General features: G+C 60.3%; 38 protein-coding genes. 20 read left to right on the top strand and 18 right to left on the bottom strand.

Annotation, left to right across the window (positions count from 1 at the left end; all coding sequences use genetic code 11):
• Positions 1–90: 90 nt before the first annotated feature.
• Positions 91–1,353, top strand: a complete 1,263-nt coding sequence (locus AEP_RS02800; RefSeq protein ID WP_087493988.1) for a tyrosine-type recombinase/integrase — start codon at positions 91–93, stop codon at positions 1,351–1,353.
• On the opposite strand, the gene AEP_RS02795 is transcribed toward AEP_RS02800, so the two are convergent.
• From AEP_RS02795 to AEP_RS02730, 14 genes are all read right to left on the bottom strand, one after another.
• Entirely contained in the window at positions 1,322–1,570 is a 249-nt protein-coding gene (locus tag AEP_RS02795; RefSeq protein ID WP_087493987.1) for a helix-turn-helix transcriptional regulator, read from the bottom strand. The two genes, AEP_RS02800 and AEP_RS02795, sit on opposite strands and share 32 nt — an antisense overlap.
• A complete protein-coding gene (locus AEP_RS02790) occupies positions 1,567–2,127 on the bottom strand; it encodes a DUF551 domain-containing protein (RefSeq protein ID WP_087493986.1) in 561 nt (186 codons plus the stop codon). The genes AEP_RS02795 and AEP_RS02790 overlap by 4 nt, the downstream gene beginning before the upstream one ends.
• 375 nt (positions 2,128–2,502) lie before the next feature.
• Complete coding sequence (locus tag AEP_RS02785) at positions 2,503–2,775, bottom strand: hypothetical protein (RefSeq protein ID WP_157673022.1); 273 nt, start codon at positions 2,773–2,775, stop codon at positions 2,503–2,505.
• A 2-nt stretch (positions 2,776–2,777) separates the two neighbouring features.
• Positions 2,778–3,296, bottom strand: coding sequence for a hypothetical protein (locus AEP_RS02780; protein WP_087493984.1), 519 nt, complete (start codon positions 3,294–3,296; stop codon positions 2,778–2,780).
• Positions 3,293–3,649, bottom strand: coding sequence for a hypothetical protein (locus AEP_RS02775; protein ID WP_087493983.1), 357 nt, complete (start codon positions 3,647–3,649; stop codon positions 3,293–3,295). Before AEP_RS02775 ends, AEP_RS02780 begins: the two co-directional genes overlap by 4 nt.
• A complete protein-coding gene (locus AEP_RS02770) occupies positions 3,646–3,879 on the bottom strand; it encodes a hypothetical protein (RefSeq protein WP_087493982.1) in 234 nt (77 codons plus the stop codon). The genes AEP_RS02775 and AEP_RS02770 overlap by 4 nt, the downstream gene beginning before the upstream one ends.
• The gene (locus AEP_RS02765) at positions 3,876–4,121 is read right to left on the bottom strand and encodes a hypothetical protein (RefSeq protein ID WP_087493981.1); all 246 of its coding nucleotides are present in this window, start codon (positions 4,119–4,121) and stop codon (positions 3,876–3,878) included. The genes AEP_RS02770 and AEP_RS02765 overlap by 4 nt, the downstream gene beginning before the upstream one ends.
• Positions 4,118–4,450 (bottom strand): hypothetical protein, encoded by a 333-nt coding sequence (locus tag AEP_RS02760; protein ID WP_087493980.1) that lies wholly within the window; start codon positions 4,448–4,450, stop codon positions 4,118–4,120. The genes AEP_RS02765 and AEP_RS02760 overlap by 4 nt, the downstream gene beginning before the upstream one ends.
• The gene (locus AEP_RS02755; protein WP_087493979.1) at positions 4,447–5,082 is read right to left on the bottom strand and encodes a hypothetical protein; all 636 of its coding nucleotides are present in this window, start codon (positions 5,080–5,082) and stop codon (positions 4,447–4,449) included. Before AEP_RS02755 ends, AEP_RS02760 begins: the two co-directional genes overlap by 4 nt.
• Positions 5,079–5,288: a hypothetical protein gene (locus AEP_RS02750; protein WP_087493978.1), complete on the bottom strand. Its 210-nt coding sequence runs from the start codon at positions 5,286–5,288 to the stop codon at positions 5,079–5,081. The genes AEP_RS02755 and AEP_RS02750 overlap by 4 nt, the downstream gene beginning before the upstream one ends.
• A gap of 31 nt (positions 5,289–5,319) precedes the next feature.
• Entirely contained in the window at positions 5,320–5,631 is a 312-nt protein-coding gene (locus AEP_RS02745; RefSeq protein ID WP_087493977.1) for a hypothetical protein, read from the bottom strand.
• Complete coding sequence (locus AEP_RS02740; protein WP_087493976.1) at positions 5,628–5,909, bottom strand: hypothetical protein; 282 nt, start codon at positions 5,907–5,909, stop codon at positions 5,628–5,630. The genes AEP_RS02745 and AEP_RS02740 overlap by 4 nt, the downstream gene beginning before the upstream one ends.
• Complete coding sequence (locus AEP_RS02735) at positions 5,906–6,205, bottom strand: hypothetical protein (RefSeq protein ID WP_087493975.1); 300 nt, start codon at positions 6,203–6,205, stop codon at positions 5,906–5,908. The genes AEP_RS02740 and AEP_RS02735 overlap by 4 nt, the downstream gene beginning before the upstream one ends.
• Positions 6,202–6,627, bottom strand: a complete 426-nt coding sequence (locus AEP_RS02730; RefSeq protein WP_087493974.1) for a hypothetical protein — start codon at positions 6,625–6,627, stop codon at positions 6,202–6,204. Before AEP_RS02730 ends, AEP_RS02735 begins: the two co-directional genes overlap by 4 nt.
• A gap of 286 nt (positions 6,628–6,913) precedes the next feature.
• Here AEP_RS02730 and AEP_RS02725 point away from each other — a divergent pair, with 286 nt between their 5' ends.
• Together AEP_RS02725 and AEP_RS02720 are read left to right on the top strand one after the other, a co-directional pair.
• The gene (locus tag AEP_RS02725; RefSeq protein ID WP_157673021.1) at positions 6,914–7,234 is read left to right on the top strand and encodes a helix-turn-helix domain-containing protein; all 321 of its coding nucleotides are present in this window, start codon (positions 6,914–6,916) and stop codon (positions 7,232–7,234) included.
• A gap of 17 nt (positions 7,235–7,251) precedes the next feature.
• Positions 7,252–7,536 carry a hypothetical protein gene (locus tag AEP_RS02720; protein ID WP_087493972.1) on the top strand — a complete coding sequence of 95 codons (285 nt, stop codon included), beginning with the start codon at positions 7,252–7,254 and terminating at the stop codon, positions 7,534–7,536.
• 495 nt (positions 7,537–8,031) lie between these two features.
• Here the strand turns inward: AEP_RS02720 and AEP_RS02715 are convergent, their stop codons facing one another.
• The gene (locus AEP_RS02715; protein ID WP_157673020.1) at positions 8,032–8,496 is read right to left on the bottom strand and encodes a hypothetical protein; all 465 of its coding nucleotides are present in this window, start codon (positions 8,494–8,496) and stop codon (positions 8,032–8,034) included.
• A gap of 69 nt (positions 8,497–8,565) precedes the next feature.
• Between AEP_RS02715 and AEP_RS02710 the strand changes: the two genes are divergently transcribed.
• On the top strand, positions 8,566–8,781 hold the full coding sequence (locus AEP_RS02710; RefSeq protein WP_087493970.1) for a hypothetical protein: 216 nt from the start codon (positions 8,566–8,568) through the stop codon (positions 8,779–8,781).
• Between the two features lie 8 nt (positions 8,782–8,789).
• On the opposite strand, the gene AEP_RS02705 is transcribed toward AEP_RS02710, so the two are convergent.
• Together AEP_RS02705 and AEP_RS02700 are read right to left on the bottom strand one after the other, a co-directional pair.
• The gene (locus tag AEP_RS02705) at positions 8,790–9,014 is read right to left on the bottom strand and encodes a hypothetical protein (RefSeq protein ID WP_087493969.1); all 225 of its coding nucleotides are present in this window, start codon (positions 9,012–9,014) and stop codon (positions 8,790–8,792) included.
• An 83-nt stretch (positions 9,015–9,097) separates the two neighbouring features.
• Positions 9,098–9,280 carry a hypothetical protein gene (locus AEP_RS02700; RefSeq protein ID WP_087493968.1) on the bottom strand — a complete coding sequence of 61 codons (183 nt, stop codon included), beginning with the start codon at positions 9,278–9,280 and terminating at the stop codon, positions 9,098–9,100.
• Here AEP_RS02700 and AEP_RS02695 point away from each other — a divergent pair.
• The 4 genes from AEP_RS02695 (at position 9,279) to AEP_RS02680 (ending at position 13,744) form a co-directional block, all read left to right on the top strand.
• Positions 9,279–9,803 carry a phage regulatory CII family protein gene (locus tag AEP_RS02695; RefSeq protein ID WP_087493967.1) on the top strand — a complete coding sequence of 175 codons (525 nt, stop codon included), beginning with the start codon at positions 9,279–9,281 and terminating at the stop codon, positions 9,801–9,803. The two genes, AEP_RS02700 and AEP_RS02695, sit on opposite strands and share 2 nt — an antisense overlap.
• A 172-nt stretch (positions 9,804–9,975) precedes the next feature.
• On the top strand, positions 9,976–12,423 hold the full coding sequence (locus tag AEP_RS02690) for a DUF5906 domain-containing protein (protein ID WP_087493966.1): 2,448 nt from the start codon (positions 9,976–9,978) through the stop codon (positions 12,421–12,423).
• A 158-nt stretch (positions 12,424–12,581) separates the two neighbouring features.
• Positions 12,582–12,959, top strand: a complete 378-nt coding sequence (locus tag AEP_RS02685; protein ID WP_087493965.1) for a hypothetical protein — start codon at positions 12,582–12,584, stop codon at positions 12,957–12,959.
• Complete coding sequence (locus AEP_RS02680; RefSeq protein ID WP_087493964.1) at positions 12,956–13,744, top strand: hypothetical protein; 789 nt, start codon at positions 12,956–12,958, stop codon at positions 13,742–13,744. Before AEP_RS02685 ends, AEP_RS02680 begins: the two co-directional genes overlap by 4 nt.
• Before the next feature lie 26 nt (positions 13,745–13,770).
• Here AEP_RS02680 and AEP_RS02675 read toward each other — a convergent pair whose 3' ends face one another.
• Positions 13,771–14,118 (bottom strand): hypothetical protein, encoded by a 348-nt coding sequence (locus AEP_RS02675; protein WP_157673018.1) that lies wholly within the window; start codon positions 14,116–14,118, stop codon positions 13,771–13,773.
• A gap of 300 nt (positions 14,119–14,418) precedes the next feature.
• Between AEP_RS02675 and AEP_RS02670 the strand changes: the two genes are divergently transcribed.
• The 12 genes from AEP_RS02670 to AEP_RS02615 all read left to right on the top strand — a co-directional run bounded on the left by AEP_RS02670 (position 14,419) and on the right by AEP_RS02615 (position 25,207).
• A complete protein-coding gene (locus AEP_RS02670; protein ID WP_087493962.1) occupies positions 14,419–14,667 on the top strand; it encodes a hypothetical protein in 249 nt (82 codons plus the stop codon).
• On the top strand, positions 14,660–15,559 hold the full coding sequence (locus AEP_RS02665; protein WP_087493961.1) for a Rha family transcriptional regulator: 900 nt from the start codon (positions 14,660–14,662) through the stop codon (positions 15,557–15,559). The genes AEP_RS02670 and AEP_RS02665 overlap by 8 nt, the downstream gene beginning before the upstream one ends.
• A 5-nt stretch (positions 15,560–15,564) precedes the next feature.
• Complete coding sequence (locus AEP_RS02660; protein WP_087493960.1) at positions 15,565–15,780, top strand: hypothetical protein; 216 nt, start codon at positions 15,565–15,567, stop codon at positions 15,778–15,780.
• Positions 15,777–16,403 carry a hypothetical protein gene (locus tag AEP_RS02655; protein ID WP_087493959.1) on the top strand — a complete coding sequence of 209 codons (627 nt, stop codon included), beginning with the start codon at positions 15,777–15,779 and terminating at the stop codon, positions 16,401–16,403. The genes AEP_RS02660 and AEP_RS02655 overlap by 4 nt, the downstream gene beginning before the upstream one ends.
• A gap of 2 nt (positions 16,404–16,405) precedes the next feature.
• A complete protein-coding gene (locus AEP_RS02650; RefSeq protein ID WP_087493958.1) occupies positions 16,406–18,325 on the top strand; it encodes a phage terminase large subunit family protein in 1,920 nt (639 codons plus the stop codon).
• Positions 18,319–18,636, top strand: a complete 318-nt coding sequence (locus tag AEP_RS02645) for a Mor transcription activator family protein (RefSeq protein WP_087493957.1) — start codon at positions 18,319–18,321, stop codon at positions 18,634–18,636. Before AEP_RS02650 ends, AEP_RS02645 begins: the two co-directional genes overlap by 7 nt.
• Before the next feature lie 58 nt (positions 18,637–18,694).
• A complete protein-coding gene (locus tag AEP_RS02640; RefSeq protein WP_087493956.1) occupies positions 18,695–19,258 on the top strand; it encodes a hypothetical protein in 564 nt (187 codons plus the stop codon).
• A gap of 8 nt (positions 19,259–19,266) precedes the next feature.
• Positions 19,267–20,775 carry a phage portal protein gene (locus AEP_RS02635; protein WP_087493955.1) on the top strand — a complete coding sequence of 503 codons (1,509 nt, stop codon included), beginning with the start codon at positions 19,267–19,269 and terminating at the stop codon, positions 20,773–20,775.
• Positions 20,776–20,799: 24 nt separating this feature from the next.
• Positions 20,800–22,476, top strand: a complete 1,677-nt coding sequence (locus AEP_RS02630; RefSeq protein WP_157673017.1) for a hypothetical protein — start codon at positions 20,800–20,802, stop codon at positions 22,474–22,476.
• Positions 22,477–22,596: 120 nt separating this feature from the next.
• Positions 22,597–24,456, top strand: coding sequence for a phage major capsid protein (locus AEP_RS02625; RefSeq protein ID WP_087493953.1), 1,860 nt, complete (start codon positions 22,597–22,599; stop codon positions 24,454–24,456).
• A 32-nt stretch (positions 24,457–24,488) separates the two neighbouring features.
• Complete coding sequence (locus AEP_RS02620) at positions 24,489–24,773, top strand: head-tail joining protein (RefSeq protein WP_087493952.1); 285 nt, start codon at positions 24,489–24,491, stop codon at positions 24,771–24,773.
• Positions 24,770–25,207 (top strand): hypothetical protein, encoded by a 438-nt coding sequence (locus AEP_RS02615; protein WP_087493951.1) that lies wholly within the window; start codon positions 24,770–24,772, stop codon positions 25,205–25,207. Before AEP_RS02620 ends, AEP_RS02615 begins: the two co-directional genes overlap by 4 nt.
• The last annotated feature ends 8 nt before the right edge of the window (positions 25,208–25,215 follow it).

Below are 25,215 nucleotides of genomic sequence, written 5' to 3'. Positions count from 1 at the left end.
TGGCGTAGCTTTTTAGGGTGCTTTTTCAAAAGTTACGCCAGAGTCACTTTTCTGTTTATGGGGAAAGTTACGCCGTAAGGGTGAAAATGCATGAAATTTGACGCACGCGAAGCCAAGCTGCTGCAGCCTGGTCAGCACCTCATGGTTGATGGCTGCCCGGGCTTGCGATTGAAGGCGACAGAGACACGCCGGTCGTGGACCTACCGCTACAAGTCGCCGGTGGACGACAAAATGCGCCAAGTGCAGATCGGGCACTGGCCGGCCATGTCGCTGGCGGCAGCGGTCGTGGCATGGGAGGCGTTGCGCGCGCGGCGCGATGCGGGTGAGGATCCGGCGGTCTCCAAGCGTGAAATCCGAGCCGCCGAGAAACCCAAGCCCAGCGACACCTACACCGTGCGCCAGCTGTGCAACGACTACCTGGACGGCCACGTCGACCTGCACCGCAAGCCAAAGGGCGCGAAAGAAATGCGCCGGCTGCTAGATGCGCACCTGGACCCCATCGCCGAGCGGCCCGCCGTCACCATCACCCGTACTGACGCATTCAACTTGCTGGAAGGGCTGCAGCACATACCGGTCAGCGCTCAGACCCTGCGCGGTGAGCTGGGCGCGGCGTGGGATTACGCGCTCGATGCTGGCCGCATTCCCGACACAACCCCCAACTGGTGGCGCTTGGTGATGCGTGGCCGGCTGCGCAGCAAAGGCCGCAACCGTGTGGGCGTGAAGATCGGCACGGCCAAGCGTACGCTCAACGAAGCCGAGGTGGGCAAGCTGCTCCGCTGGCTGCCGAATTTCAGCACGCTGATTTCAGACGCGCTGATCCTGTACCTCTGGACGGCCACCCGTGGCGCTGAGACCATGAGCATGGAAAAGGGGGAAATCAGTCAGGAGGCGGATGGCTGGTGGTGGACCATCCCGAAGGCAAAGACAAAGAACGCGCGCCACGAGCTGGCCACGGATCTGCGGGTGCCCTTGGTGGGCAGAGCTTTGGCGATCGTACGGCGCCGGATGGAGGATTACGACGGATGGCTATTCCCTGGCACCCGCGGTGGTCACGTGAATCAGGCCACCATCGGCACGCAGGTGTATCAGCGCATGCCTTACTCGAGTCAGCAGCAAGAGCGTAACAGCGGGCCAGCGCTGCCGGTGACGGAGTGGAGCCCGCACGATTTGCGCCGTACGGCCCGCACCATGCTGGCTGCCATGAAGTGCCCCGACGAAGTGGCCGAGGCCATTCTGGGGCACATGCAAGGTGGGATCAAAGGAACCTATAACCGCCACACCTACGATCAGGAGCGGCGGCACTGGATGACATTGTTGGACGCTAAGCTGGAGCAGCTTGCTGCCTTGCCCTAGGTTTGCGGCAACTGGTGTTTTTGGGCGGTGGTAGGTCTGCCACGGGCCTTTCCTCTGCCCAGGCTTCCACCTCCCGCACCAGCCAAGCCACCCGTCGGCCAGACAGCAGACGCGGTTTCGGGAATGCTTCCTCACGCACCAGGCGCTGCACAGTGGTTTCACTGAGTGCCACAAAGGCCGCGACGCTTTCCAGCTCGAGGTAGGCTGGTTTGATCATTGGGCCTCCGGTGGTTTTGGCAATGGCATCCAGTGGGTTGGGTTGTTTGACACGTAGACTTCGGAGAAGTCATCCCAGTTATCTATCTGCTCCCACCATCCCTGAATCAGGGTGTAACGGTCATTGGCTTCGTCGTACTCAGTTACACCTTCATCATTCTCTTGATGTGATTCTTCGGTGTAGCGCGGAACAAATCTTGCCTTAATCGTGCGGCCGCGGTCATTCGAGTTCTTGTAGTGGATAAGAACGATTTGAAGGCTCGGCGCTGATTCAATAGGCTGCCATATCGGCTCCGCTTGCTTGGGTGCTGCGTAAAGCGCCATAACAAAATTACCCGCAGATGTTTTCCGCATCGGGATGTAGTGCCCGAATTCGCCATCGGGGTCTTTAATCAGCTCAAGCTGCTTTGGCGAAATAAAGGCTACCGGCTCTTGCGCTTGCTTGAGGGCGGTGATTGTTTTGCGGGCAAGGTCGCGGCGCTGAAAGTCGAACATATCGGCAAATGCGATCTTCTCTAGCGCCTCCAGCGCAAGTGCTAATACGTCTTTGGTGGTCATATCTGAGCTCCTTCGCAAAGTGGGCAGGGGAGTAAATAGTCATTCAATGGGTCGCGTCCGTCGCCGTGGCAGCGCTCGCACTCCTTGTCGTCGTCTTCGTAGTCGGTGCAGTCATCGCAACCGTTACAATCTTGGTCAAAGCATTCGGCTCCGGTGGTCATAGCGTTTCCTTCAGTTGGTAGCCGGTTCCCTTGCAGTCTTGGCATGTCCAAGTAACCGCTCCGTTGATACCGTCGCTGTCCTCTCCATCAATGCCATCGCCTAGGCATGTGCCGCATTTCGTCTTGGCTTCTTTTGGCTCCCACCATCTGCCATGATTGCAGCCGGTGCAGGGCTGTGTGTCGCGCACTTCTTCGTGTTTGCAAGTTCCACAGGTCATAGCGTTTCCTTCAGTTTGCGGATAGTTGCTGCACAAGCGGCAATTCCGTGGAGCACTTCTCCGCTGTCCTCAGCGAGATACTTGTAGTAAGTGGAGTCGCACTCCTTTGCAGCTTCCTCCAGCGAATCAATCAGGGCTTGCTTGTCGTAGAGTGGTGTGACCGTCAGGCCCTCGGCGTCTGCCAGCTTCTGCACATGGGACTGAAACATTGACCACATACGGGCGTTTCCTTCCGGCGTAAAAATCGCCCACGTTTTTGCTTTAGGCATATTCATTGCTGGCCTTTCAATATCCGGCTGCGCTCTTCCACGGCTTCCGTCATCTGGGCGGGGCTGCTGGCGCTCACAATGGCTTCGTACACCTCAATGCCTGCCTCCACCTGGTCGATCGCTGGGCCATCAAAGCCCATGCGGCCAATCCGGTGGAATCGTTCCTTGCTCCGGCCCAGAGCCTCGTTGGCCGTTTTGAGAATCGGCAGCATGGTGTTGGTGAACTCGTCTTCACCGGCAATCTTTACCGCCCGGATCCACGCCACGCCGATGGCATGGGCCAGCACATCAAAGTCGTGCACCGGGTCGATGCATGCGTTGTTCTTCATGGCTAGGTAAGCCTCACGCACAAGGATCATGGACTTGTCAGCAGCTGACTGGGTACCCGCTACCGATTCCATGCCTGGTAGTGGCTCGGGGGTGTACTGGCGGCAACGCTGAATCACGTTGAAGCCTTCGGCGCCGTTGTAGACACCGCCCAAGCGGCGCTGCTTGCGGGCGTATGCGCTGGTTTTTCTCATGATGGCTCCTTCACTTTGTAGCCGTGGTTTTTGAGCAGCTTCACCGCGGCTCGGATTGCCTCGGCCTCGGCGGTGTCATAGGCGTGGTTCCAGCGGTACTTGCCATCCTGAAAAAGCACGCGCCCCTTTTGAATGTCGTACTTCAAGAGCAGCCACACCAAGTGGGTGCCGAAGTTGGGGAATTCGTCCATGTCAAACGCAATCTCAGCGGCGCTGACCGGGCGACTGGCGGACTTGAGCAGCTGCCGAATAGTCTCGGTGCGGCTCAGTCCCTGCGGTTTGACCTCGCTGGCGTTCCAGGCTGGGACGGTGTGGGCCGTCAAAGTAGCGGCGATCTGTGCAAAGGGGTTCATGTGGTCTCCCCCAGTTCGCGCCAGCTGTCTTGTTTGTTCCAAGTAACCAGCGGGGCTGCATCACCTGGAATGATGATCCGTGCCTTGAGCTTGTCGTTGCTGCTGAGCTCCAGCAAGCTGTGTGCGCAGTGCTCAAGGTCGCCCTCATCAAAGGCGTCCAGATCAAAGCTGGTGACACGGCGCCAGCTGCCGGCGTCGTTCACTTCTAAATTGACGATACGTTGGCTCATTTGTTACCTCGGCCGCGAATGCGAGAAGTCCGTGCAGACTGCTCGCGGGTGGTGATGGGGGTGTTGAATCCGGGTGCCACGTTCTCCAGCGGCTGCAGGCCAGCCCATGCCGCGTGCTTTTTGGCGCTGCTGGGCTTCGGGCCGCTTTTCTTCGGTGGGCGGCAGCTGTCAGGCACTGCGCGTGGCTGGTAGATGACCTCAAAGGCGGTGCCTTTGGCGCGGTCTGCGAGGGTGGTGCTCATGCTGCACCGCCTTGGCGTTCCCGCTCGCGCAGCGCTTCCTGTACAGCGGCAACTATGCGAACCAGATAGGTTTCGTGATTCTTTGCCCGCGACAGGGTAGACGCGCTCATCAGGTTCGATGCCAGATAGCCGGCATCGCTGCGTACGAAGAAGTCCTGCACAGACTTCCCGCTCATAGCGCCCCAGTAAGCTACCCATGCGGCGTCGTAGCAGACGATGATGATGCGTCCCTTGCCTGGCTCAAAGTTTTCCAGCACAACGCGAATAGGATCAAGTCGAGGCAGGTCGTCAATGACCAGCATTTCGGCAGGCTTGGCTGTGATTCTCATGCTGCAGCCCGCCCGTTCACCTTGGCCTTCATGATTCGGGTCTGCAGCTCCTCGGCCTGCTGGGTGAACACGTGGGCCCAAGTCGCCCAGGTGTTGACGCAGCGCCAGTGCTCGTTCAGATCCACGCCGGTGGCCACCGGTATCTCTTCGCTTGGCGTGTCCAGAATCGGCCACAGACGGTGGTACAGCGGGTTGAAGCGGGTGATCTGGCTGCGCTCGGTCGCCAGTGCAATCAGATCCCAGCGCTTGATGCGGGCCTTGTACTGGGTAAACACGTCCAGCAGCTCGTACTGCTCCAGCAAGTGGCGCTGGTGCTTCCACTCAAAGGCGGCCCACACGGGGCCCAGTTCGGCCTTGATCGGGCTGGCCACATCGCTGGTGATGCACTCGTGGGCGTCATGCATCAGGGCTGCAAACTGCAGCTCAGGCGATGCGTATTCATTGCGGGCCAAGCTCAGCACCAGCAGGCTGTGCTCTGCGACGCTGTAGGGGCGGGTAGCGTGGCCGGTAAACCGGTTGATCTGGGCCAACGAGTGCCCGATCTCGCTCAGGCTGGGCACGTTGTCCGGGTGGGTGGCAGCGGTACCGGTGAGCTCATGCTCACGGGCGTGGGCGGTTACAAGCCAGTTCATGCTGCAGCCCTCGTGCGGTTAGTCTTCACCTCGGGCTTGCCCTTCATGGACATGGCAAGGCGTTCCTTCTGGAAGGCGGCTTTGTAGACGCGGCCGGCCTCGGTGTAGAAGCTGTAGGGGCAGGCGTCGTTCACGTTGTCGTAGGTCGCCGCATCTGTGCGGGCCTTGGCCTCTATGGCCGCAATTGGAAGAACTTGGTGGGGCATGGTGGTGTCGTGGTGAAAAAGGGGAGGGCAGTCAGATCAGGTCCGGCTGCACAATGGGTTTGCGTGGGCCGTTGACCATCTGGGTGACGTAGCCGACGGGGTGGCCATCGCTGCCAAGGCGGACACGGCGCACTGGCACAGTGGTGCGCTTGGTGGTGGCTTCCCACTCGGCCTTACGCAGAGCAGCTGCGCGGCACTCGATCAGCCGGCGGCGCATGTCGAACTGCATGGCCTGCTCGTAGGTCCAACCCTTCCAGTGCATGCCTTGGAAGGCTGCCTGGCGGTGGGCATCGGTCACGGGCGGCATGTCGGCCGCATCGGCGTGGCAGCGTGGCGCTCTCATGCCATGTACTTTCCGTAGGCCCAGCCCACGCCACCGACGATCACGACCAGCGTGCAAACACCGGCAACGCTGACAGTTCCCCAGAACCAGAAGCGGTCCCAGTTGCTGAGCTGCAGCTCGTCATCCATCGGGGCACGGCGCACAGGTGTGGGCTGTGGAATCACTGGTGCAGCCTCAGCGCGGGTGCAGTGGCTGACCTTCACGCGGGTTACAGCAGCCGGGCGGGCAGGGCAGTGTTGCCCTTGGGTGCATTGGCCGAAGTCGTTGCAGCAGTTCATCGTGTCACCTCGGCCAGAGCCACGACAGCGCCAGTGTTGGCGGGTGCCTTGCGGGGAATGCAGCGCACGGTTTGGGCGTCTACCTCCACCCAGTCAGCATTTCCGCAAGATTGGGCAGCGGCCCGCATGTAACGTGCGCGGGCAGCTTCTGTTTTGATAGCGTCTTGTGTGGCGGCAGACTGCGCCATTTCGGCGCGGCCATCAGGCATGCCATCGACCTGTTGCATGGCTGCGTAGACGGCCACGATGGCGAGGGCCAGCAGGATGTTGACCAGGCGGTGTGCGGTGGTGTTCATGCTGCCACCGCCACTTCTTGCTTGACTTGAACGCGCTTGCCGTACATAGCCAAAGCTTCGGCATGGTCCAAAGGCAGCAAACGGCGCTGGCGAATCAAAAGGGCGCGCTTGGCTTCGGTGTAGTTGCCGCCATCAAGGAAGCCTTCAACGGGGATGCCCCACAGTTGCTTCACCCCTTTGGGCTCAAGGGCTGCGATTTCGTAGGTGCCGTTGTATTCGAGGTTGAGCGCTTGGGCTTTGTCGGCTGGCACACCAAGGTGCTCCAGCTTCCAGCGTGCTGCGCGCTCCATGGCTGTGCTGATTGCCCATTGATCGGTGACGATGACCGTCACTTCTAATTTGGCAGATGGGCTGAAATCGCCGGGCTGGTATATGTCTACCTTGCCGGTGGCTTTGAATGGTGGGAGGGTTGAGAACTTCACTTTTCACTCCAATCCAGCGTTCGCTTGCTGGGTTGAAATAAATGTAATGGAAATTACAAGCAAAGTAAATACAAATTACAGAAGATTTGCAAATTCGCTTGTTTTTGGGAGCGGAATCTAGGGAAAGTCCCATGTATCTGGGCCGCCAGACGAGATGTGCGGCCTACTTACACCCCGTAATCACTCTTTCAGAAGTAAACGTTTTGTGTAATCCCTTTGCAAAAAATGGGGGATGAGTGCTTGGGAGAGATTGGTCAGAGAGATGCGACGCAAGAGGAAGTCTTTTGTGTCGCTCGCTGACGCCTTGGGCACAAGCAAGGGCAACATCAACCACTGGAAGCTGCGCGGCATTCCCCAGAAATACATGCGCCAGTGCGCTGAGTTTGTGGGCTGCACGCTGGAGTGGCTCGAGTTCGGCGACTCAGATCGGCGCATGCCCTTGGAAGAAGCGCTGCGCGTTCTGGCTGAGCACTTGCAGGCGGCTGGTGACTATGACAAGGCCACGGTGGTTGCGCTATTCACCACGCTGGCCCACAGCCCCCACATGTACGAGGTAGTACACAATGGACTGGCGGCACTGCATCTGGGCAAGCCGTTGGAATCCTGATCTACCAAGGGGTGCGCATGTTTTACTTGGTCTACGGTTTGTTTTGTGTGGCGGTGGGCTATTGGGCGCAGAGCTGGGGCCGCAGTGGCTTCTTGTTCGCGCTGCTGTCATTACTGCTCAGTCCACTGGTGGGCGCGCTGGTGCTTTTGTTTCGCGGCAAAAACTCAAAAATCAACCCCATCACCGGCCTGCCGTTCGGCGTGAGTGCGCGCAAATGCCCGGAATGTGCCGAGTTCATCAAGGTTGAGGCTGTGCGCTGTAAACACTGTGGTGCATCTGTGCCACAGGATGCCGTGAATTAATCAGTGTTTTTGTAACACTGGATTTGTGAATTTTTCATTTCCGCAGGCGAAACTGATATTTTCTTGATCAGCCCTGTACACGGTTGCTGTCCCTCTGGTGAATAGTTTGGCCGGAAAAGGTGTATTTCTCCGGTAGACTTTTTGTGCGCACATGGTGCAAATACAATTTGTCACAAATCGGCCAAAAATAGGCTTCATCAGGGGGTTTGATGTGGGAATTGAGGTCCAGCAGTGCTGTCACGCGCTGCGAGTATGTGGAGGGCGGCGTCCTGCTGGCGCGTCACTCTGGAATTTTCGGGCATCCGGAAGCCCGATCTATCGTGCCGAGGCTTGCAGCCTCGTATTGCGACGGAATCATTGAGCGCTACGACGGCGCGATCACCATTTTTTCAGAGGAAGCAAAGCAGCCCGAATACCGGGTTCCCGACATTCCCTGGGCGCTGATTGTCCGAGAGGACCAATATCACCAGGCGGTCGAGTTCTGCACGTATCTGGCTACTTGTGGTGTGATGCGGACGGCTTGGCTGCCACAACATGTGGATCTTGCCCTGCGCTGGTGCTCGCTGCAGATTGAGGCAAGGGCGCCGGCGCGAGATATGAAATCAGCAGCTGCGTCGCCATTTGGTAGGCTGTCAACCGGCGGTCCTCTGGGATGGAGCGTAAGAGAAGATCCAGTTGTTTGGCCTCAAACGACACGGCCGGCTGCTCTGGAGCAACGCCTTTGAGCATGTCGCCTTCTTCGGTGGCCAGCCAGTGCGCATTCACGCGCAGGAAGTTGGCGACCCTGTAGTTGGCCTCGGTGTTGAGATGCTGGTCACCTTGCGCACCGCGAAGAATCATCCCGATGTTTTGGGTGCTGCAGTCCGCGACCCTGGCAACTTCGATCCGCTCGATTTTTTCGAGCTGCTTGATCTTGGCCGCATGGTCCATGGCAAGTTGTAGGCGTTCACCGTATCGCATGGCGTGAGAATAATCCTGTAGTTGTAATAAAAATCACGCAGCGCTTGTAATAGCTATTACAATCCGCGCATGCTCAAAAAAACTGCCATCGAACTTCTGGGGGGAACCCCAGCGAAAGCCGCTAAGGCCATGGGCTACAAGAGCCCGCATGCGATCTACGTTTGGCCGGATGTTCTGACCCAGAGCCTTGCCGACAAAGTGAACGGCGCGGTGCTGCGCATTCAAGGGCAGCAAGCCCAGCAGCACGGTGTGTCCACGTCCAGCCAATCGGCTCAACACGCCTGACAGCTCAGTCACTTGGCCAAGTACGTGTTTATGAGCGCGGCGTATTCCTTGAGCTCTTCCAAAGCTGCACCTGTAAAGCTGTGCACTGGGTTGTGCAGCACCAGATCGGCCGCTTTCGCGTCTTTGGCTGGACCTTCCGGCATTCCTGAGAGCTCGGCTTTCAAGAGCTCCTGCTGCATTTCCTTGGCGATAAGTCGCACCTGCGCAGCCAGCAGCAATTCCTGCGTTTGCATTATGAGTACCCCCTGTGGTGGCGTTGGTGGTGGTGAGAAGCTCCCATTGTCCACCTGTGGGGGAGCTCGCCCTTGTCAGTCGCTCAAACATTGCGCGGCTCCTTCTTTGCAACAGGCTGAAAGCTGCCAAGGTAGCCGCCATAGCTCCGGTACTTGGGATGCGTTGCACGCAGCTCAGCGTGGGCCTGCTGCACACATTCCTTCACCAGCTGGCGCACGGTAAAGCCGACGCTTGGCAATTTTGATTTCAAAGAGGTGGTGTTCATGAAAACAAGTATTTCAATTCCTCGCGCAACTGCCTATGGCGCAGAGGAGCAGATACCCGACATCACCGGAATGAGCGTTCAAGACGCGATCTACCACACAGCGCACAAGTGCCAAGGCGGCATTCAAGTCCTGGCATCGCGCATGGGCAAGTCGGTGGACACCTTGAACCACAAGGTAAACCCCAACAACACCACCCACCACACGACCGTTGAAGAAGCCCTGCAAATGCAGGAGTTCTCCGGTCTGCCGTGGATCCTGCAAGCCGAGGCAGCACGCCTTGGTTACACCGTCATCAAGTCGGTACCGGCCAGCACCGACGATCCCCACGCCCTGTACTGGCAGATGAACGCCCTGGTGGCAGACCTGCAGCACGCAGTGTCCGACGCCTTCGCGGCAGGGGTCACAGGCAACAGCATGCGCCGCTGCGATGGCTTGGCATCTGAGGCTATCAGCGCCATCAACAACCTGCTGGCCGGCCTGCGCGCGCAGCTCCCAACGCCTCCGAAATCCTTCAACTCATGAGAGCTAGCCCCACCTCCCCATTGGTAGCAGCAGCGGTAAACGCTGGCGTTGGTTCCTGCGCGTTGCGTGGTGCTGATGCAGCCACCCCCGGCATTGGGTCCTTCCCTTCACCTCTGCGTGCGGGTAATTCGAACCCCTTTTTGTGTGTAGCTAGCGGCCCCGAAAGTTACTGATGTCCTCCAACTACCATGAAGTTTTGAGCCAGTTGCAGGCGTTCGGCCTGCTGGTCGACCACCTCGATATTGGCAAGCGTCAGCGTTGCCGGTCGAAGGATGGCGGCAAGGAAAAGCGCGGCTGGTATCACTTGCATGAAATCCGGCTGGACAACGGCAACGACTTGATCGTGGGCAGCTACGGAAACTGGCAAGGCACCAACAACAATGTCCAGAAGGTGGAGATTGGCAAGCAGGAGCTGAGCACCGAGCAGCGTGACGCAGTGCGCCGCCGCATGGCTGAGGACAAGCGCAACTCCGAGCTGGCAGAGAAGGCCGACCAGGAGCGCGCAGCCGAGCGGGCCCGCAAAGCATGGGGCCGCTACTCCGAGCAGGGCGAGTGCGAATACCTCACCCGCAAGGGCGTGCTGGGCCATGGCGTGCGGTACTCACCCGGCGCGGCCATGATCATCCCAGTGCTGGATGTGGCCGGCCAGATTCACGGTCTACAGGTCATCCGCGGCAAACAAACCGGTGAACGCAAAAAGCTGGACAAGGAATTTTGGCCAGCCGGTCTCGCCAAGAAAGGGCACTTTCACCAGATCGGGGTGATTGGCCCCATCGTCCTGGTGGCGGAAGGCTATGCCACGGGCGCCAGCCTGTACGAAGCCACCGGCCTGCCCGTGGTCATCGCCTTTGACGCAGGCAACATCATCCATGTGGTGCGCAACTTGCGCGCACGCCACAAGCGTTCCCAGTTCCTCATTTGCGCGGATGACGACGAAACCCAGAAGTGCCAGCAGCAAGAATGCCGCAAGCCGGTATGGCCTGCCGATGGCCCCAACTGCCCACACTGCGGCCAGCCACATAAAGCCAGCAACGCAGGTATCTCTGCCGCCAGTGCAGCGGCCATGGAAGTGGGCGGTGCATGGATTGCCCCAAGGTTCACCGATGCAGCAGCCCGCAAGGCCGGCTGGATGGAGAAGGGCACCAAGCTCAACGATTTCAACGACCTGCACCTGCTGGAAGGCCTTCACGTAGTCCGCAACCAGATCGAGGCCCGCCTCTCGGAGCTGAATTGGCGCGCGTCTCCAAAACGCGCCGCCACCGCCACAGGGGGGGAGGGTGGCAACGAATACAGCCCACTGCGCCCGATTGACAGCGTGGAAGAGCTGCTGGAGCGCTTTGCGTTGGTGTACGGGCAGGGCAGCACGGTGTTCGATCATCAAGAGCACATTCTGCTGGCCATGAGCGATATGCGTGATGCTTGCCTGGCACGTGAGATTCACCGCGCGTGGGCAGAGCACCCAGACAGGCAGATCGTGCGCGTGCAGCAAGTGGGCTTCGACCCTGCTTGTACAGACCCGGACATTCTCTGCAACCTCTGGTCCGGATGGCCCACCGTGCCCAAGGCCGGCAGTTGCGATCTGCTGCTCGAGCTGCTGCAATACATGTGCGCCGAAGACAGCAAGCCCGACCAGCTCTATGAGTGGGTGCTGCGCTGGCTGGCCTACCCGATCCAACATCCGGGCGCCAAGATGAAAACCACGGTGGTCATCCATGGTCCACAGGGCACGGGGAAGAACATGTTCTTCGAATGCATCATGGCCATCTACGGTCGCTATGGCCGCGTGATCGACCAGTCAGCCATTGAAGACAAGTTCAACGACTGGGCCAGCCGCAAGCTCTTCCTGATCGCTGACGAGGTGGTTGCACGCTCTGACCTGTATCACATTAAAAACAAGCTCAAGGCATTCATTACTGGGGACTGGATCCGCATCAATCCCAAAAACATGAGTGCCTATGACAAGCGCAATCATGTGAACATGGTCTTTCTGTCCAACGAGGCCATGCCCGTGGTGCTGGAAGAGGACGACCGGCGCCATGCAGTGATCTGGACACCGGTCAAGCTTGAACAAGAGTTTTATGGCCGCGTCAAAGCAGAAATTAAAGCAGGCGGCATCGAGGCCCTACACCATCACCTTCTGCACCTCGATCTGGGCGACTTTGACGAGGGCACCCTCCCGCCGATGACAGACGCCAAGCGCGAGCTGATCAACCTCGGCTTGGACAGCCCCAGCCGCTTCATTCAAGACTTCGAAGCCGGCGAGATACCCGGATTCCCACCGCTGAAGGGCCGGTCTACTGACAACATGGTGTCGCCCGGCTTGCTGCTGCCTGCGCTCACGCAGGACTTCTACGAGCTCTACCAGGTGTGGTGCAACAACGTGGGCCTCAAAGCCCTCAACCTTCCGCGCTTCTCCAACGCCATCATGCGCAAGCACGGCGCCACCACCGAGCGCAAGCGCTACAACCTGCTGGGCTCCGAGACCGCCATCGGCCCCCATGGCGTCACCTACATGCCCGGCTGCCAAGAGCGCCCCTTTGGCGACAAAGAAGCCATCTGGCTGGGTGGCCGCATCGACGCATTCCGCGTCAGCCTCAAAGACTACAAGGCCCAAAAGTGATGCGCGCTCTGGCCATAACCCCAAATCTGTGCGGTGTGTGCGGTATGCCGTGCGCCATCGTGTGCGGGGTTAAGTCGTTGATTTATATGGGTTGTGCGGTATGTGCGGCATCGTTTGCGGTTTCCCATGCAGGCGTGCGTGTGTGCAGGCGTGCGCATGTGCGCACACCTGTGCGCCTGTACCCCGCACATACCGCACACACCGCACACGTCAATGCCCATGCGGGTTTGCGCGTTTTCGCATGCCGCACTACATCCCCCACATCCCGCACAAAAGAAATGATGGACTGCCAACCGGTAAAGAAAACCATCCGCTGCACGGAAGAAAACCTCCCCGAGTTCAAGCAAGCCCTGCGCGACTGGCCTGAACTCGGCACCCTTTGCCGCGACCTGATCGCCCAAGGCGTCTTCCCCGGCCTGCGCCGCCTGCAAATCACGCTCACCGGCAGCAAAGAAGGTGTGGCGCAGGGGTTGGGTGCCATCCCCGCGCTGATCGCCTCCAAAGCCGCAAAAACCGAAAGCGAGCAAGCATCATGAAAATCACCCTCAAGATGGAAGGCTTGGAGAAGGTCCTCAAGCAGCTCAACCAGCTCAGCGGCCCCCAGCTCCGCGAAGCCGCCGCCAAGGCCATCACCGACACCGCATTTCAGGTGCGCCGCACCATGCAGGCGGAAATGGCTAGCGTCTTCCAAGACCCCACGCCCTACATCCTCAAAAGCGTCTACGTCAAACAGGCCGACGCCAGCAGCCTCAGCGCCACCATCGAGCCCACCTACTTCGGCGGCAAGGGCATAGACCCCCAGCAGATCCTGCGCGCGCAAGAGGCCGGCGGCACCCGCCGCGACAAGCGCTCCGAAGTCATCCTGCGCCGTGCCGGCATCCTGCCTGCTGGTTACCAGACCGCGCTGCCCCGCGTTCCTTTCCCTGGCAGTGACGATGGCCGCGGCAACATGCGCGGGCCCTTCCTGGTGCAGCTCATCAGCTACTTCCAAGCCTTCGGGGAGCAGGGCTTTAAGGCCAATATGAGCGACAAGCGCAAAGCCAACCTGATCAAAGGCACCAGCAAGGTTTCTGGCCGGCGCTACTTTGTGGCCTACGGCAAGCTGCGCAGCGGCAAAACCGGCCACCTCGCACCCGGCATCTGGGCAGTCGTGGGCACTACGGGCGCCGATGTGCGCCCCGTGCTCATGTTCGTGCGCACGCCCAGCTATACGCCACGCCTCAACATGGCCCGCATCGCTGAAAAAGCCGATGCCGACAACTTCCTTGCGAAGCGCATGCGCGCTCGGATTCGGCAGGCAGCGGAAAAGCTGGGAGCCTGAACATGCCCGCCTTTATGAACCAGTTATTAGTCCCGACTTTTGAGAATGCCGAGTCCGGTTTGTGTGATCGTGAACCATCCGGGTTTGGATTCTTGGAGCAAACCTTTGGCGGTCAGCGATCGGATCGTGCGTATGGTTGGTCCTCTGCTGTCCGCCTGGAAGGGCTTTCCGTCCCTCCCGTAGTCAAGGCAAATCAGTTGCGGAATGGTCAAGCTGTAGCCCTTAACCTGGGGAGCGATCGGTTCCATGGTCACGGGTTGCGGCGCAGCTGGGCTGTTGGCCGTCGATCGCATGCCCGCCTCGCGCTGTCGTCTTCTGGCTCTGCTGGCCATCCATCCGGCAAACGCCATGCGCAGTGCTTTAAAGAATCGCATGGTTCCCTCCCTTGTGTATGCACACATATTAGCTTGCGCTACACTCCGCCCGTCACGTCAAAAAAAGGCGTGATCGGGATTGGTCTCCCGTTGCAGCTCCACGACGAAAGCCGTGGCCTCTTTTCCGCAGAGTCTGCGGCTTCGTTGTCTGTGCCTCCAGTTTTGGCGGCTCGGATGGGGGAGCGCAAGCTCCGCCGGTTCCCGCAGGGGCTGCCCGGTAGACCAACCCATTCGAGCTGCCGCCCTCGATTGGTCTCGGGTGCGGTGGTTGTTGTAAACCGCAGTCCCTGGAGGCCATTCATGGCTCATAACGCATCCGCGCCCCGTTGCGCACAAATCATCCCACTTCCCACTGCGCTGGCTCGTCCAGTCAAGCAGCCCCGCAATAAAGGCGGTCGGCTGTCCGGCGCACCTGCAAATAGCCCCGCAGCCGCCGAAATTCGACGACTGCAAGCTTTTCTGGTGGAAAACAAGCGCTTGCACGACATGGTGCGCCAGCAATTGCGCGCCGTGCAGCTTGCCAGCAAGCAAGGAGGTTGCAATGTCTGATCTCGTTTTGCTTCACCACAACGAACCCATGACCACTTCATTGGCGATCGCAAAAGGCGTCGAAATGGAGCACAACAGTGTTCTGGTCCTGCTTAAAAAGCACGTTGACAGTCTCTCTGAGTTTGGAAGGGTTCAATTTGAAATTGAACCCTTTGACACCAACGGAGGCAAACAGACTCGCGATGTGGCATTTCTGAACGAGCAGCAAGCCACCCTGCTGGTGACCTTCATGCGCAACAGCCCGCTGGTCATCAAGTTCAAGGTCGCCCTGGTTCGGGCTTTCTTTGAGCTGCGCGACAAACTGGCTTCCCAGCAACTGCCGCAGCCTGGCGGGGCGCTGTTCCTGTCCCATGCTGCTGATGTGATGGTGGCGGCTGACCGCACTTTCCGCGCCGTCATCCGCTCCGGTCGGGTGGCAGGATTGACCACCGCCCAGGCCATCCGCCGCGCTAACGAAGTTGCACGTCTAAAAACCGGCGTCTGCATGTTGGATGAACTGCAGGCCCACAGCCAGCTGGCCGCGCTGGAAGCGCCCGCACCAATCAACCCCGAAGTGCAGCGTGTGCTGAATTTCTGGGCTGAGTACGAGGCTGGTGCATTCGCTTCCGGCGCTTGCCTGCCCATCTTGACTGTCAGTGCATATGAGTTTTACAGCCGGTGGGTCAAGCAACAAGGCGCCGAGCCCTTGACCTTGCCCCGTTGGAGCAACGTGCTACAGGCGGCCGGCATGGTTACCGCCAAGCGCAAGCGCTACCAGGACGCCGACGGCAATCTGCGGGGCCCTGCCTCATTCATGTATCCAGCCGGCTGCAAAAGTGGCCCCGATGACATGACCGAGGTGCACTGGCTCGGCACCTGCGTGGACCGTATCAACACCTGCATGGAGAAATAGCCCGTATGAAAACCGCACCCGGTGACTTTGCCACCGCATTACAAGGCCACCGCTACCTGCTCGGCGACAAATCGGTCATCGCCATGCAATCCGGCGAAGTCATCCGGGTGCGCGAGCTGGATCACTCCGAACCCTACCCACTCGGCCCAGCCAAAGAGGTGCACGCCGCCTGGCTGAAGCCCGAACCCATGAAGTATTTCAAAGGCGAGGTCCCCCGATGAGCACCCCCGAAACGGCAACCCTGTCCGAGTTCTGCCGCCTGATCGGCGTCAAAGTCGGCTACGGCAGCGAGCTCAAAAAGACCGGCCGCTTGGTGCTGGCCGAAGACGGCAAGACCGTGCGGGTGCAAGAGAGCATTGCACGCATCGCCGAAACCCGCGACCCCAGCAAAGCCGGTGTGGCTGCCCGCCACGCCGAAGAGCGCGGCGCCGAGGTGGCTACCGGCCATGCAGAAAGCAAGACAAATCAAGCGCCAGCGCACGCCAGTAGTGCGCAAGCAGCTACCAATTCTGTAGCGGGTGAGGGCGAGCAGCCACCCGCCGGGCAGGGCTACGACTACCAGGGCAGCAAGGCCAAGCGCGAGCACTTCGCCGCCATGGAAGCCGAGGCCAGCTATCGCGAGAAGATCCGCGAGCTGTTGCCCGCCTCCGAAGTCCGCGCGGTGGTAGCTGAAATCATCACCGTCTTGCGTACGAGTATCGAGGGATTGCCCTACAACCTGGCACCACAGCTCGCCGCCACGAGTGATGAGACCCAGATCAAGTCCATCCTTTCCAATGAGGTGGAGCACGCGCTGGATACTGCCGCGCAAAGCTTGGCCAAGCTGGGCAAGGGGGAGTTTTAGCCATGCAAGCAGCAGGACTTTTCCACAGCGCGGCGCGCGCCATTGCACCACGCAAGCCGCTCACCGTCAGTCAGTGGGCAGACGCCAACCGGGTGCTGAGTAGCAAGGCCAGCGCCATCCCCGGCCGTTGGTCTACTGACCGGTCCCCGTTGCTACGTGAGCCAATGGACAGCATGTCCGCCCGCAGCCCGGTGCAGGAGATCGTTTGCATTTTCCCCATCCAGTTCGGCAAATCCGAGCTGGAGACCAACGTCATCGGCTACACGATGTGCGAGAACCCCGGGCCCATCCTAGTGGTGCTGCCCGGCGAGGTTTCTCAGCAGAAGTTCATCAACCAAAAGCTCAACCCGCTGCTAGAGGAAACCCCCGCCTGCGCCGAAGCCCTCACCAGCACCAACAGCCGCAACAGCTCGAACACCAAAGAATTCAAAGACTTTGCCGGTGGCCAGCTATACATTGAGCACGCCGGTAACCCCAAGCGCCTTAAGAGCACCAGTGCCAAGCTGGTGCTGGCGGACGAATTCAGCAGCTTTGCGGCCAGTCTCAAGTCAGGTGATGACCCAGACGCCTTGCTGGACGGCCGTCCTAGCGCATTTCCCAGCACTTATAAACGCGCAAGCGTTGGTACTCCCGAAATCATCGGCCAGTGCCGCCTCGAGGCCAAATGGGAAGTCTCAGATCAGCGCCACTATCAGGTGCCTTGCCCCCACTGTGGCCACGAGCATGCGCTCACCTGGGCGGGGTTTCATTGGTCTACGGGCCCCGATGGCAAAGTCATCCGTGCATGGGTGGTATGCCCTGAGTGCGGCGCCGAAATCGAAGAGCACCACAAAGACTGGATGACTGACCGTGGCCGCTGGGTGCCCACCCATCCGGGCCGAAAGATCCGCGGCTATCGCGCCAACTTCCTTTACTACCGTTTCGGCCTGGGCCCTCGCTGGCTTGATATGGCGCAAGCGTGGGTGGATGCGCAGGGTGACCAGTCCCGCCTCAAGACCTTTGTGAATGACCGCCGCGCCGAAGCCTGGGAAGACCAAGCCATGCGCAACGTCAAGCACAACGCCATTGCCGATCGCGCCGAGCCCTACGCCCTGCGCGTGGCCCCCAAGGGTGTGCTCTGCGTCACTGCCGGCGTGGACACGCAAGACAACCGCTTGGCCGTGCAGCTCGTGGGCTGGGGCCGTGGCATGGCCTTCTGGGTGCTGGACTATGTCGAGCTGCCCGGCGATCCGGCCGGCCCCGAGGTGTGGAATGCGCTCACTGAATACCTCAACAAGCCCATCCAGTCCGAGTACGGCGGCACCTTGCGGGTGGAAGCCATGGCCAACGACGCCGGTGGCCACCGCACCGAGGATGTGAAAAACTTCGTCCGCAGCCGCCGCGTGCGCCGTCCCCTGTGCATCTTCGGTGCCATCCCCAACAACGCGCCCGTGCTGTCCAAGGGCAAGCTGCAAGACGTTACCTGGAAGGGCCAGCACGACAAACGCGGCGTGATGACCCACCACGTGGGTACGGTCGGCATCAAGCACTGGCTCTACAGCCGCCTGAGTGTGGACAGCGCCAAAGACCCCGAGCTGCGCGTCACCCACTTCACCAGCGAATTGCCCGCCGAATACTTTCCCGGGCTGGTGTCCGAAACCTACAACCCCGCCCAAAACCGCTTCGTGAACCGCCGCGGTGCCCGCAACGAGCCCTTGGACACATGGGTCTACGCCTTTGCCGCCGCTCACCACCCCGAGCTGCGCCTGCACCGCGCCACCAAGGCCGACTGGGACCGACTGGAGACCTTGCTGCTCAACCAGGTGGCTCCCGGCGTCTACGAAGCCCCCGAAACCAAGCCCGCACCGGTCGCCCAGCCGGTGCAGCGCCCCCTTATTCAGCGTCCATCTCATAACCGAAACCCATCGAGGCCCACATGGTGACCCCTACCCACAGCAAAGCCGCCACCCCCGCCGCCCACGCTGGCAGCGAGAACGACATCATTGAGGACATGCTCTCCCTCGTCCTGGCCATGGCCCCCGGCTTCACCGCCGAGCTGGCCAAGCAGGCCGACAAGCAGATCCGCGCCAAGTGGGCGGGGGACCGCCCCTACATTGCCCGCCGCAGCGGGGAGGGCAGCAGCGAGCGCAATGCCCAGATCAAAGCCGACTACCTCCGGGGTGAGCGCATTGCCCTGCTGGAGCGCCGCTACAAAGTCAGCCGCTCGCGCCTGTGGCAGATCATCAAAAGCTGAAAACGTCTAGTTTCTTGCCTTAAAAACTAGACACAAGGCCCCCCAAAGTAGGGGCCAAATGGCTGCACCCACACCCACCACCGAGCCCGATGTACTCATCGCAGGCGACACTGCCAAGTGGCTCAAAACACTGGCTGAATACCCGGCAACTGAAGGCTGGGAGCTCAGCTATGTGCTCATCAACGGCACCAGCAAAATCACCGTCATCGGCACCGCCAGCGGGTCCGATCACCTCATCACCGTAGCCGCAACCACCACCGCCGACTGGGTGCCGGGTGACTACACCTGGCGCGCCCGCGTCAGCAAGTCCGGCGAGGTCTACACCGTAGGCAGCGGCACCTTCAAAGTGCAAAGCAGCTTCTCCGCTGCCACGCTCGATGCCCGCACCCACGCCCGCCGCGTGCTGGCCAACATCGAGGCCTACCTCGAAGACGGCGCCAACCTCACCGCCGCCAACTACACCATCGCCGGGCGCAGCTTGCAGCGCATCCCCATGGCTGAGCTGCTGGCCCTGCGCGACCGATACCGCGCCGAAGTCGCTCGTGAAACCGCCGCCAACCTCATTGCCCGCGGCATGGGTGATCCGCGTCGGGTGTTCGTGCGCTTTGGCGGCAACTACTAAGGGCTCCCATGGCCATGCAATATCGCAGCCTCATCCAGCGCGCACGCGGTGCCGTGGCCCGCTACTTCGGTGGACAAGCCCAAACGCGGCGTTTTCAGGGCGCGCAGCTCGGCCGCTTGGCGTCTGACTGGATCACCACCGAGCAGTCCATCAACCAAGAGCTGCGCGGCGACCTCAACCGCCTGCGCTCCCGTGGCCGCGACCTGCGCCACAACAACGACTATGCCGCCAAGTACACGCGCATGGTCACCAGCAACATCATCGGCCCCGGTGGTATCCGGCTGCAGTCTCGCGTGCAAGACGCACCAGGCAAGCCCGACCGCGCTGCCAGCAACGCCATTGAAGAGGCATGGGCCGAATGGGGCCTCGCCTGCGATGTAGCCGGCCAGCAAAGCCTGCGCGACCTGTGCACCACCATCGTCGGTGGCCTGCCCAGTGATGGCGAGTTTCTGGTCCGCTTCATTCAAGGCAAAGACGCCGGCAATAAATTCAACTTCGCACTGCAAGTCATCGATGTAGACCGCATCGACACCACCTACAACGTCGGCGCCACCGGCTCCACCAACGCCGTCATCATGGGCGTCGAGGTCGATGCCTACCGCCGCCCCGTGGCCGTGCACCTGTTTGCTGCCCACCCCAACGACGGCGTCAGCAGCAGCCGCACCCGGATCCGCGTGCCCACCACCGAGGTGCTGCACCGCTTCAAAGTCGAGCGCGCCGAGCAGCTGCGCGGCATCCCTTGGATGGCCCCGGGCATGCTCAGCCTGCACCACCTGGGCGGCTTCATGCTGTCGGCCGTGCTGGCTGCCGAGCATGGTGCCAACCACTACGGCTTCTTCACCAGTGCCGAGGCGCAAGCACCCATTGGTGCGCCAGAAAGTGCTGAGCCCGGTGCCCCCATCATCACCACCAGCCAGCCCGGCGTGTACGACACACTGCCCGCCGGCACCACCTTTCAGCCGCACGAAAGCAAATACCCCAATGAGGTGTTTGGCCCGTTCGTCAAAACCGCCCTGCAGCGTGTGGCCAGCGGCTGGTGCGTGGCTTATCACTCGGTCGGCAATGATCTGGAAGGCGTCAGCTACAGCAGCATCCGCTCGGGTGCCTTGGAAGAGCGCGACCGCTGGATGGATGACCAAGAGTGGTTCATCAACGTTTTCATGGAGCCCGTCTTTCGTGCTTGGCTCAAGATGGCCCTGCTCAGTGGTGCCATCACATTTCCCAACGGTAATGCTTTGCCTTACAGCAAGCTGGCCAAGTTCAGCCGCCATGAGTGGCAGGCCCGCCGCTGGGAATGGGTCGATCCCAAAGGCGACATGGAAGCCAAGATCCTCGCCGTCAAAGCAGGCCTCATGTCACCCCAAGACCTGTGCGCTGCCATGGGCTACGACTTCGAGGACACCGTCGACGCCATCGCCATGGCCATGAAGCTGGCCGCCGAAGTGGGCGTGCAGCTCACCGCTTACGACGGCACCCCCGGGGCTACGCCCTCTACCGGAAAACCGCCGGTCGCTTAAACCTCACTGACCTGGAGAACTTCCATGCCACTCGATATCAGCTCAAAAGTAGACGTTCTATCGGACCCAACTCGCAACCATATCGGCTTTAAAAACGCCGCTGGTCAGCAGCAAATGGTGCCAAAGTGGAATGCTGGAATGACAGCGCTTATTCACCCGGAAACAGGATCCGAAGTGAGCTTTGGTAGCGCCATCTATCCAGCCTCTACAAACAACCAGTGGGCACTTATTGGGGATTCTCGCAGTGCCAACAGCACTGAAGATTCCAATACATTTATGCCCAACCGCCTCACTGCCTACGGCTTGGCTGCATGGATTCAGCACTTCAGCAATTACCGCGGCCGGTTTGTTGGCAACTTCGGCATCAACGGCAACACACTTGCCCAAGTTCAGTCTCGACTAAACCCCGCAGCGTCCGCAGTTGGTACCGGTACAATCACAATGTCTGGAGGTGTTGCAACCTTCACAGACACCACGCACACATCCGGCGCGTTTGCCGTGGGCCAGCAGCTCTTCGGCACAGGTGTAGCGCCTGGCACGTACATCAGTGCATTGCAAACTGGCACAGGCTCCAACGCTGGCGGCACCTACACTGTATTGCCCCCGCAAAACGTGGCGTCCACAGCGATCAGCGCCTATCCGCAGCGGGCCAACATCTTGGGCAGCGCTGCCAGTGTTTTTGTGATGCTGATCGGCGTGAACAACGGCACAAACCCCGTGACCACTGACGGCCCCGTCTATCAGTCCGTGATCAATGCTCTGGTGGCCGCAGGCAAGATCGTGATTGTATTGAACGAGTTTCCGAACTCCGATCAGTCGGGCAACGGCGCGGTGCATTACAGCCGCCGCCGCTTCTTGGATGGTGCAGCGTACTTGCCCTATAGCTCCAAAGTCATCAAGTTCAACAGCTATGACGTAATGGCCGCTTCGCCTACGTCTTACCAGTTCAAAGCTGGTTACCTGGCTGCCGGTGACTTTTTGCACCCGAACCTTCAAGCAAACCGCGATCTAGGCAGCCGCATCGGTGCGGTGCTGGATGCCATTTTCCAAATGGGCAACTTTGCTCCGCGCAACAACCTGCCAACTTATGCTGGTGACACCGCTTTTGGTGTCGCGGCCATGATGAGTGGTACAGCAGGAACGCTTGGAACTGCTACCGGCCAGCTGGCAACCGGTTGGACCATGGGGAGCATTCCTGCTGGCTATTCAGTGGTGTGCGCAAAGGGCACCGACCCAGATGGCTATGAGCAACAAATAGTCACCATCAGCGGAACTGCTGGCTCAGCCGGAACTGTTCAATCAGTTTCCATCGCCAACTATGGCCTTGGTGGGGCATTTGCGGCATCTGGTGACGTTGTATCTGCAGTGTCCAGGATCATTGTGGATGCTGGCTCAGTTGGATTCGTCGGTCCTACGGCTATTTTGCAGGCCCAAGATACGACAAACAACATTGTTCAAAACTCCGCCCAGCTCTCTGGCACCGTTTACAACTCGGTGGCAATGGATGGAGCTTGGGCAAGCGCTGCCTTTGATGGTCAAGTGATGACCCAGCCGCTCACACTGGGAAGCGGAACCAACGCTGATTGGACTGCGTCCGCCAGCAAATCTCTTCAACCAAATTTCCAGTTTTGCTTCCTCGGTGGCATCCCTGTTCAGGCAACCATCCGCATCAGCCGAGTGGGCATTGTGAAAAACGCCTAACCCCATCCCCTCAGCACAAGAAACCCGCTCCGGCGGGTTTTTTTATGCCCGCAAAAATCTTCAAAAACGTCTAGTCCTTTGCCTTAAAAACTAGACACCTCGGCCCTGAAAGTAGGGGCCATGACTACCAAAACCTCCATCCCCGAGAGCTTGCAGCGTCACCTGCAGACCGGTCGCACCGAGCGAGCCTTGCTGGTGGACCGTGCAGCGGTTGACGTTGAAGCACGCACCGCCACCCTGGCATTCGCCAGCGAGACCCCGTACGAGCGCTACTGGGGCATTGAAATTCTGGACTGCACCGCCACCAGCATGCGCACCGGCCGCCTGCGCAGCGGTGCAAACCTCCTGTGCGACCACGACACCCGAGATGTTGTGGGCGTTATCGAATCTGTCGAGATCGGCCCCGACCGGGTAGGTCGTGCCGTGGTGCGCTTTGGAAAAAGCGCTCGTGCAGAGGAAGTGTGGCAAGACGTGGTTGATGGCATCCGCCGCAACGTCAGCGTCGGCTACATGATTCACAAAGCCCAACTGGTCGAAAGCGCTGACGGTGTGGAAACCTACCGCGTCACCGACTGGGAGCCCTTTGAAGTCTCCATGGTCAGCGTTCCCGCTGACGCAACCGTAGGCGTTGGCCGCAGCGCTGAGCAGCTGGAGGCCCCCGTGGCACCCGCTGCCATCGCAGCCGCACCCGCCACCCCTGCACCCCAAAACCAACCCCAAGGAAAAGCCATGACTGATGTAGTCGTTGTCGAGCAGCGCAATCACGCCGCTGAAATCTCCAAAATCGGTGCCACCGCTCCTGGCGGCGCTGAATTGGCCCTGTCCGCCATCCAGCGCGGCATCACCGTCGAAGAGTTCCAGCGCGAACTCATCGCCCACATGTCCACCAAGCCTCTGCCCACAGCAGACATTGGCTTGACAGCCAAAGAAGCCAAGCGCTTCAGCGTCCTGAACATCGCCCGCTACCTGGCAGACCCTAGCGCTGCCAACGAGCGCGCCATGGGCTTTGAGCGCGAGTGCTCTGCAGCTGTTGCCAAAATCATGGGCCGCGAAGCCCGTGGTGTGTTTGTCCCCTCCGAAATCCAGCGCCGTGACCTGGTGGTGGGCACACCTACTGCCGGTGGTAACTTGGTCGCCACTGAGCTCAAGGCCAGCAGCTTCATCGAAATGCTGCGCAACGCCATGGTGCTGGACCAGCTCGGCGTCACCATGCTGACCGACCTGCGCGGCAACATCGCCATCCCCAAGCAAACCGGCGGCGCCACCATCTACTGGGTCGCTGAAAACACAGCCCCCACAGAAAGCCAGCAGTCTGTCGGCCAAGTGCTCATGTCTCCCAAGACAGCGGGCGGCTTCACCGATATCAGCCGCACTTTGCTGAACCAAGCCTCCATCGACGTGGAAAACTTCGTGCTGGGCGACTTGGCAAAGCAGTTGGGTCTGGGCATCCAGTTGGCAGCGATTGCCGGTACCGGTGCAAGCAACCAGCCTTCCGGCCTGCTGACCCGCATCACCCCATCCCTGGTCGGCGGCACCAACGGCTTGGCACCCACTTGGAACAACATCATTGACCTGGAAACCAACGTGGCCACCGCCAACGCGGACGTGGGCACCATGGGCTACCTGGTCAACGCCAAGACACGCGGCATCCTCAAGCGCACACAGAAGTTCTCCGGCACCAATGGCGACCCGATCTGGGACCGCAACACCAACGAGCCGCTCAACGGTTACCGCGCTGCCGTCACCAACGCAGTGCCTAGCAACTTGACCAAGGGCACCAGCTCCGGCGTCTGCTCCGCAGGCATCTTTGGCAACTTCTCCGATCTGCTGATCGGCATGTGGGGTGCCATTGACCTGATGCGCGACCCCTACGCAGCGTCCACCTCCGGCGGCGTGCGCATCGTGGCTCTGCAAGACGTGGACGTAAACGTCCGCAACACCGAAAGCTTCGCCACAGTCGTTGACTGGCTGACAGCGTAAGCCCACAGGCCACACACACAGCCCTGCGCATCATGTTTGCCGAAAACCTCGCAGCCTTCGTCAACCCCACAGAGTTTGCCCAGCGCATCACTCTGGCGGGGGTGGAGGTGGCTGCCATTTTCGACAACGCCTATGCGCAGGGCGGTGTGGGTGTGCTCGGCATGGCCAGCACCCAGCCAGCGCTCACGCTGCCCACGGCAAACGTGCCCGCAACACCGGAAGGTGCAGCGGTCACCGTTGGCACCACCAGCTACCTGGTGGCGAGCCACGAGCCTGACGGCACCGGCATGAGCGTCCTGTATCTGGAGGCCCCATGAGCACCATCGTCGTCAAAACCGTCGATGCCATCGAGGCAGCACTGAAGGCAGGCACCCCAGTGGCTCCGCTCATCGAGCGTGGCCGCCGTCGTCCTATCCCCATCAGCTCTGCCACTGCAGTGGCCATCCGGCCTGTGCAGATCGAGGTCGCTCAGGCGCAAATGGTCAGCGGTATGCCCGTGAGCTGGAATGGCTCCTATGCAGTCGAGTGCTATGCCCGCAGCGGCAAGTCCACTTCCCCGGATGTGGCTGTCGATGAGCTGGTGCAAGACGTGTACGCCCGCCTTATGCAAGACCCGACGCTGGGCGGCGTGGTGGTGGTCATCCGGCCGCAAGGCATCGCCTACGACTTCGACGCCGACGGTGAGCTCACCGCCTGCGCCACCCTTGTTTTCAATGTTCTGCACCGTGCCAACGGCGCAACCCTCAGTTAACCCCAGGA

The sequence above is a fragment of the Curvibacter sp. AEP1-3 genome (genome assembly GCF_002163715.1).
Taxonomy (GTDB): domain Bacteria; phylum Pseudomonadota; class Gammaproteobacteria; order Burkholderiales; family Burkholderiaceae_C; genus Allorhodoferax.
Note: the sequence above shows the minus strand (reverse complement) of the source record. Positions and strands in the feature narration are given on the sequence as shown.

Coding starts and splice junctions, on each gene's coding strand:
- AEP_RS02800 (WP_087493988.1), top strand. CDS start 91: ATGAAATTTGACGCACGCGAAGCCAAGCTGCTGCAGCCTGGTCAGCAC.
- AEP_RS02795 (WP_087493987.1), bottom strand. CDS start 1,570: ATGATCAAACCAGCCTACCTCGAGCTGGAAAGCGTCGCGGCCTTTGTG.
- AEP_RS02790 (WP_087493986.1), bottom strand. CDS start 2,127: ATGACCACCAAAGACGTATTAGCACTTGCGCTGGAGGCGCTAGAGAAG.
- AEP_RS02785 (WP_157673022.1), bottom strand. CDS start 2,775: ATGCCTAAAGCAAAAACGTGGGCGATTTTTACGCCGGAAGGAAACGCC.
- AEP_RS02780 (WP_087493984.1), bottom strand. CDS start 3,296: ATGAGAAAAACCAGCGCATACGCCCGCAAGCAGCGCCGCTTGGGCGGT.
- AEP_RS02775 (WP_087493983.1), bottom strand. CDS start 3,649: ATGAACCCCTTTGCACAGATCGCCGCTACTTTGACGGCCCACACCGTC.
- AEP_RS02770 (WP_087493982.1), bottom strand. CDS start 3,879: ATGAGCCAACGTATCGTCAATTTAGAAGTGAACGACGCCGGCAGCTGG.
- AEP_RS02765 (WP_087493981.1), bottom strand. CDS start 4,121: ATGAGCACCACCCTCGCAGACCGCGCCAAAGGCACCGCCTTTGAGGTC.
- AEP_RS02760 (WP_087493980.1), bottom strand. CDS start 4,450: ATGAGAATCACAGCCAAGCCTGCCGAAATGCTGGTCATTGACGACCTG.
- AEP_RS02755 (WP_087493979.1), bottom strand. CDS start 5,082: ATGAACTGGCTTGTAACCGCCCACGCCCGTGAGCATGAGCTCACCGGT.
- AEP_RS02750 (WP_087493978.1), bottom strand. CDS start 5,288: ATGCCCCACCAAGTTCTTCCAATTGCGGCCATAGAGGCCAAGGCCCGC.
- AEP_RS02745 (WP_087493977.1), bottom strand. CDS start 5,631: ATGAGAGCGCCACGCTGCCACGCCGATGCGGCCGACATGCCGCCCGTG.
- AEP_RS02740 (WP_087493976.1), bottom strand. CDS start 5,909: ATGAACTGCTGCAACGACTTCGGCCAATGCACCCAAGGGCAACACTGC.
- AEP_RS02735 (WP_087493975.1), bottom strand. CDS start 6,205: ATGAACACCACCGCACACCGCCTGGTCAACATCCTGCTGGCCCTCGCC.
- AEP_RS02720 (WP_087493972.1), top strand. CDS start 7,252: ATGTTTTACTTGGTCTACGGTTTGTTTTGTGTGGCGGTGGGCTATTGG.
- AEP_RS02715 (WP_157673020.1), bottom strand. CDS start 8,496: ATGCGATACGGTGAACGCCTACAACTTGCCATGGACCATGCGGCCAAG.
- AEP_RS02710 (WP_087493970.1), top strand. CDS start 8,566: ATGCTCAAAAAAACTGCCATCGAACTTCTGGGGGGAACCCCAGCGAAA.
- AEP_RS02705 (WP_087493969.1), bottom strand. CDS start 9,014: ATGCAAACGCAGGAATTGCTGCTGGCTGCGCAGGTGCGACTTATCGCC.
- AEP_RS02695 (WP_087493967.1), top strand. CDS start 9,279: ATGAAAACAAGTATTTCAATTCCTCGCGCAACTGCCTATGGCGCAGAG.
- AEP_RS02700 (WP_087493968.1), bottom strand. CDS start 9,280: ATGAACACCACCTCTTTGAAATCAAAATTGCCAAGCGTCGGCTTTACC.
- AEP_RS02690 (WP_087493966.1), top strand. CDS start 9,976: ATGTCCTCCAACTACCATGAAGTTTTGAGCCAGTTGCAGGCGTTCGGC.
- AEP_RS02680 (WP_087493964.1), top strand. CDS start 12,956: ATGAAAATCACCCTCAAGATGGAAGGCTTGGAGAAGGTCCTCAAGCAG.
- AEP_RS02675 (WP_157673018.1), bottom strand. CDS start 14,118: ATGCGATTCTTTAAAGCACTGCGCATGGCGTTTGCCGGATGGATGGCC.
- AEP_RS02670 (WP_087493962.1), top strand. CDS start 14,419: ATGGCTCATAACGCATCCGCGCCCCGTTGCGCACAAATCATCCCACTT.
- AEP_RS02665 (WP_087493961.1), top strand. CDS start 14,660: ATGTCTGATCTCGTTTTGCTTCACCACAACGAACCCATGACCACTTCA.
- AEP_RS02660 (WP_087493960.1), top strand. CDS start 15,565: ATGAAAACCGCACCCGGTGACTTTGCCACCGCATTACAAGGCCACCGC.
- AEP_RS02655 (WP_087493959.1), top strand. CDS start 15,777: ATGAGCACCCCCGAAACGGCAACCCTGTCCGAGTTCTGCCGCCTGATC.
- AEP_RS02650 (WP_087493958.1), top strand. CDS start 16,406: ATGCAAGCAGCAGGACTTTTCCACAGCGCGGCGCGCGCCATTGCACCA.
- AEP_RS02645 (WP_087493957.1), top strand. CDS start 18,319: ATGGTGACCCCTACCCACAGCAAAGCCGCCACCCCCGCCGCCCACGCT.
- AEP_RS02640 (WP_087493956.1), top strand. CDS start 18,695: ATGGCTGCACCCACACCCACCACCGAGCCCGATGTACTCATCGCAGGC.
- AEP_RS02635 (WP_087493955.1), top strand. CDS start 19,267: ATGGCCATGCAATATCGCAGCCTCATCCAGCGCGCACGCGGTGCCGTG.
- AEP_RS02630 (WP_157673017.1), top strand. CDS start 20,800: ATGCCACTCGATATCAGCTCAAAAGTAGACGTTCTATCGGACCCAACT.
- AEP_RS02625 (WP_087493953.1), top strand. CDS start 22,597: ATGACTACCAAAACCTCCATCCCCGAGAGCTTGCAGCGTCACCTGCAG.
- AEP_RS02620 (WP_087493952.1), top strand. CDS start 24,489: ATGTTTGCCGAAAACCTCGCAGCCTTCGTCAACCCCACAGAGTTTGCC.
- AEP_RS02615 (WP_087493951.1), top strand. CDS start 24,770: ATGAGCACCATCGTCGTCAAAACCGTCGATGCCATCGAGGCAGCACTG.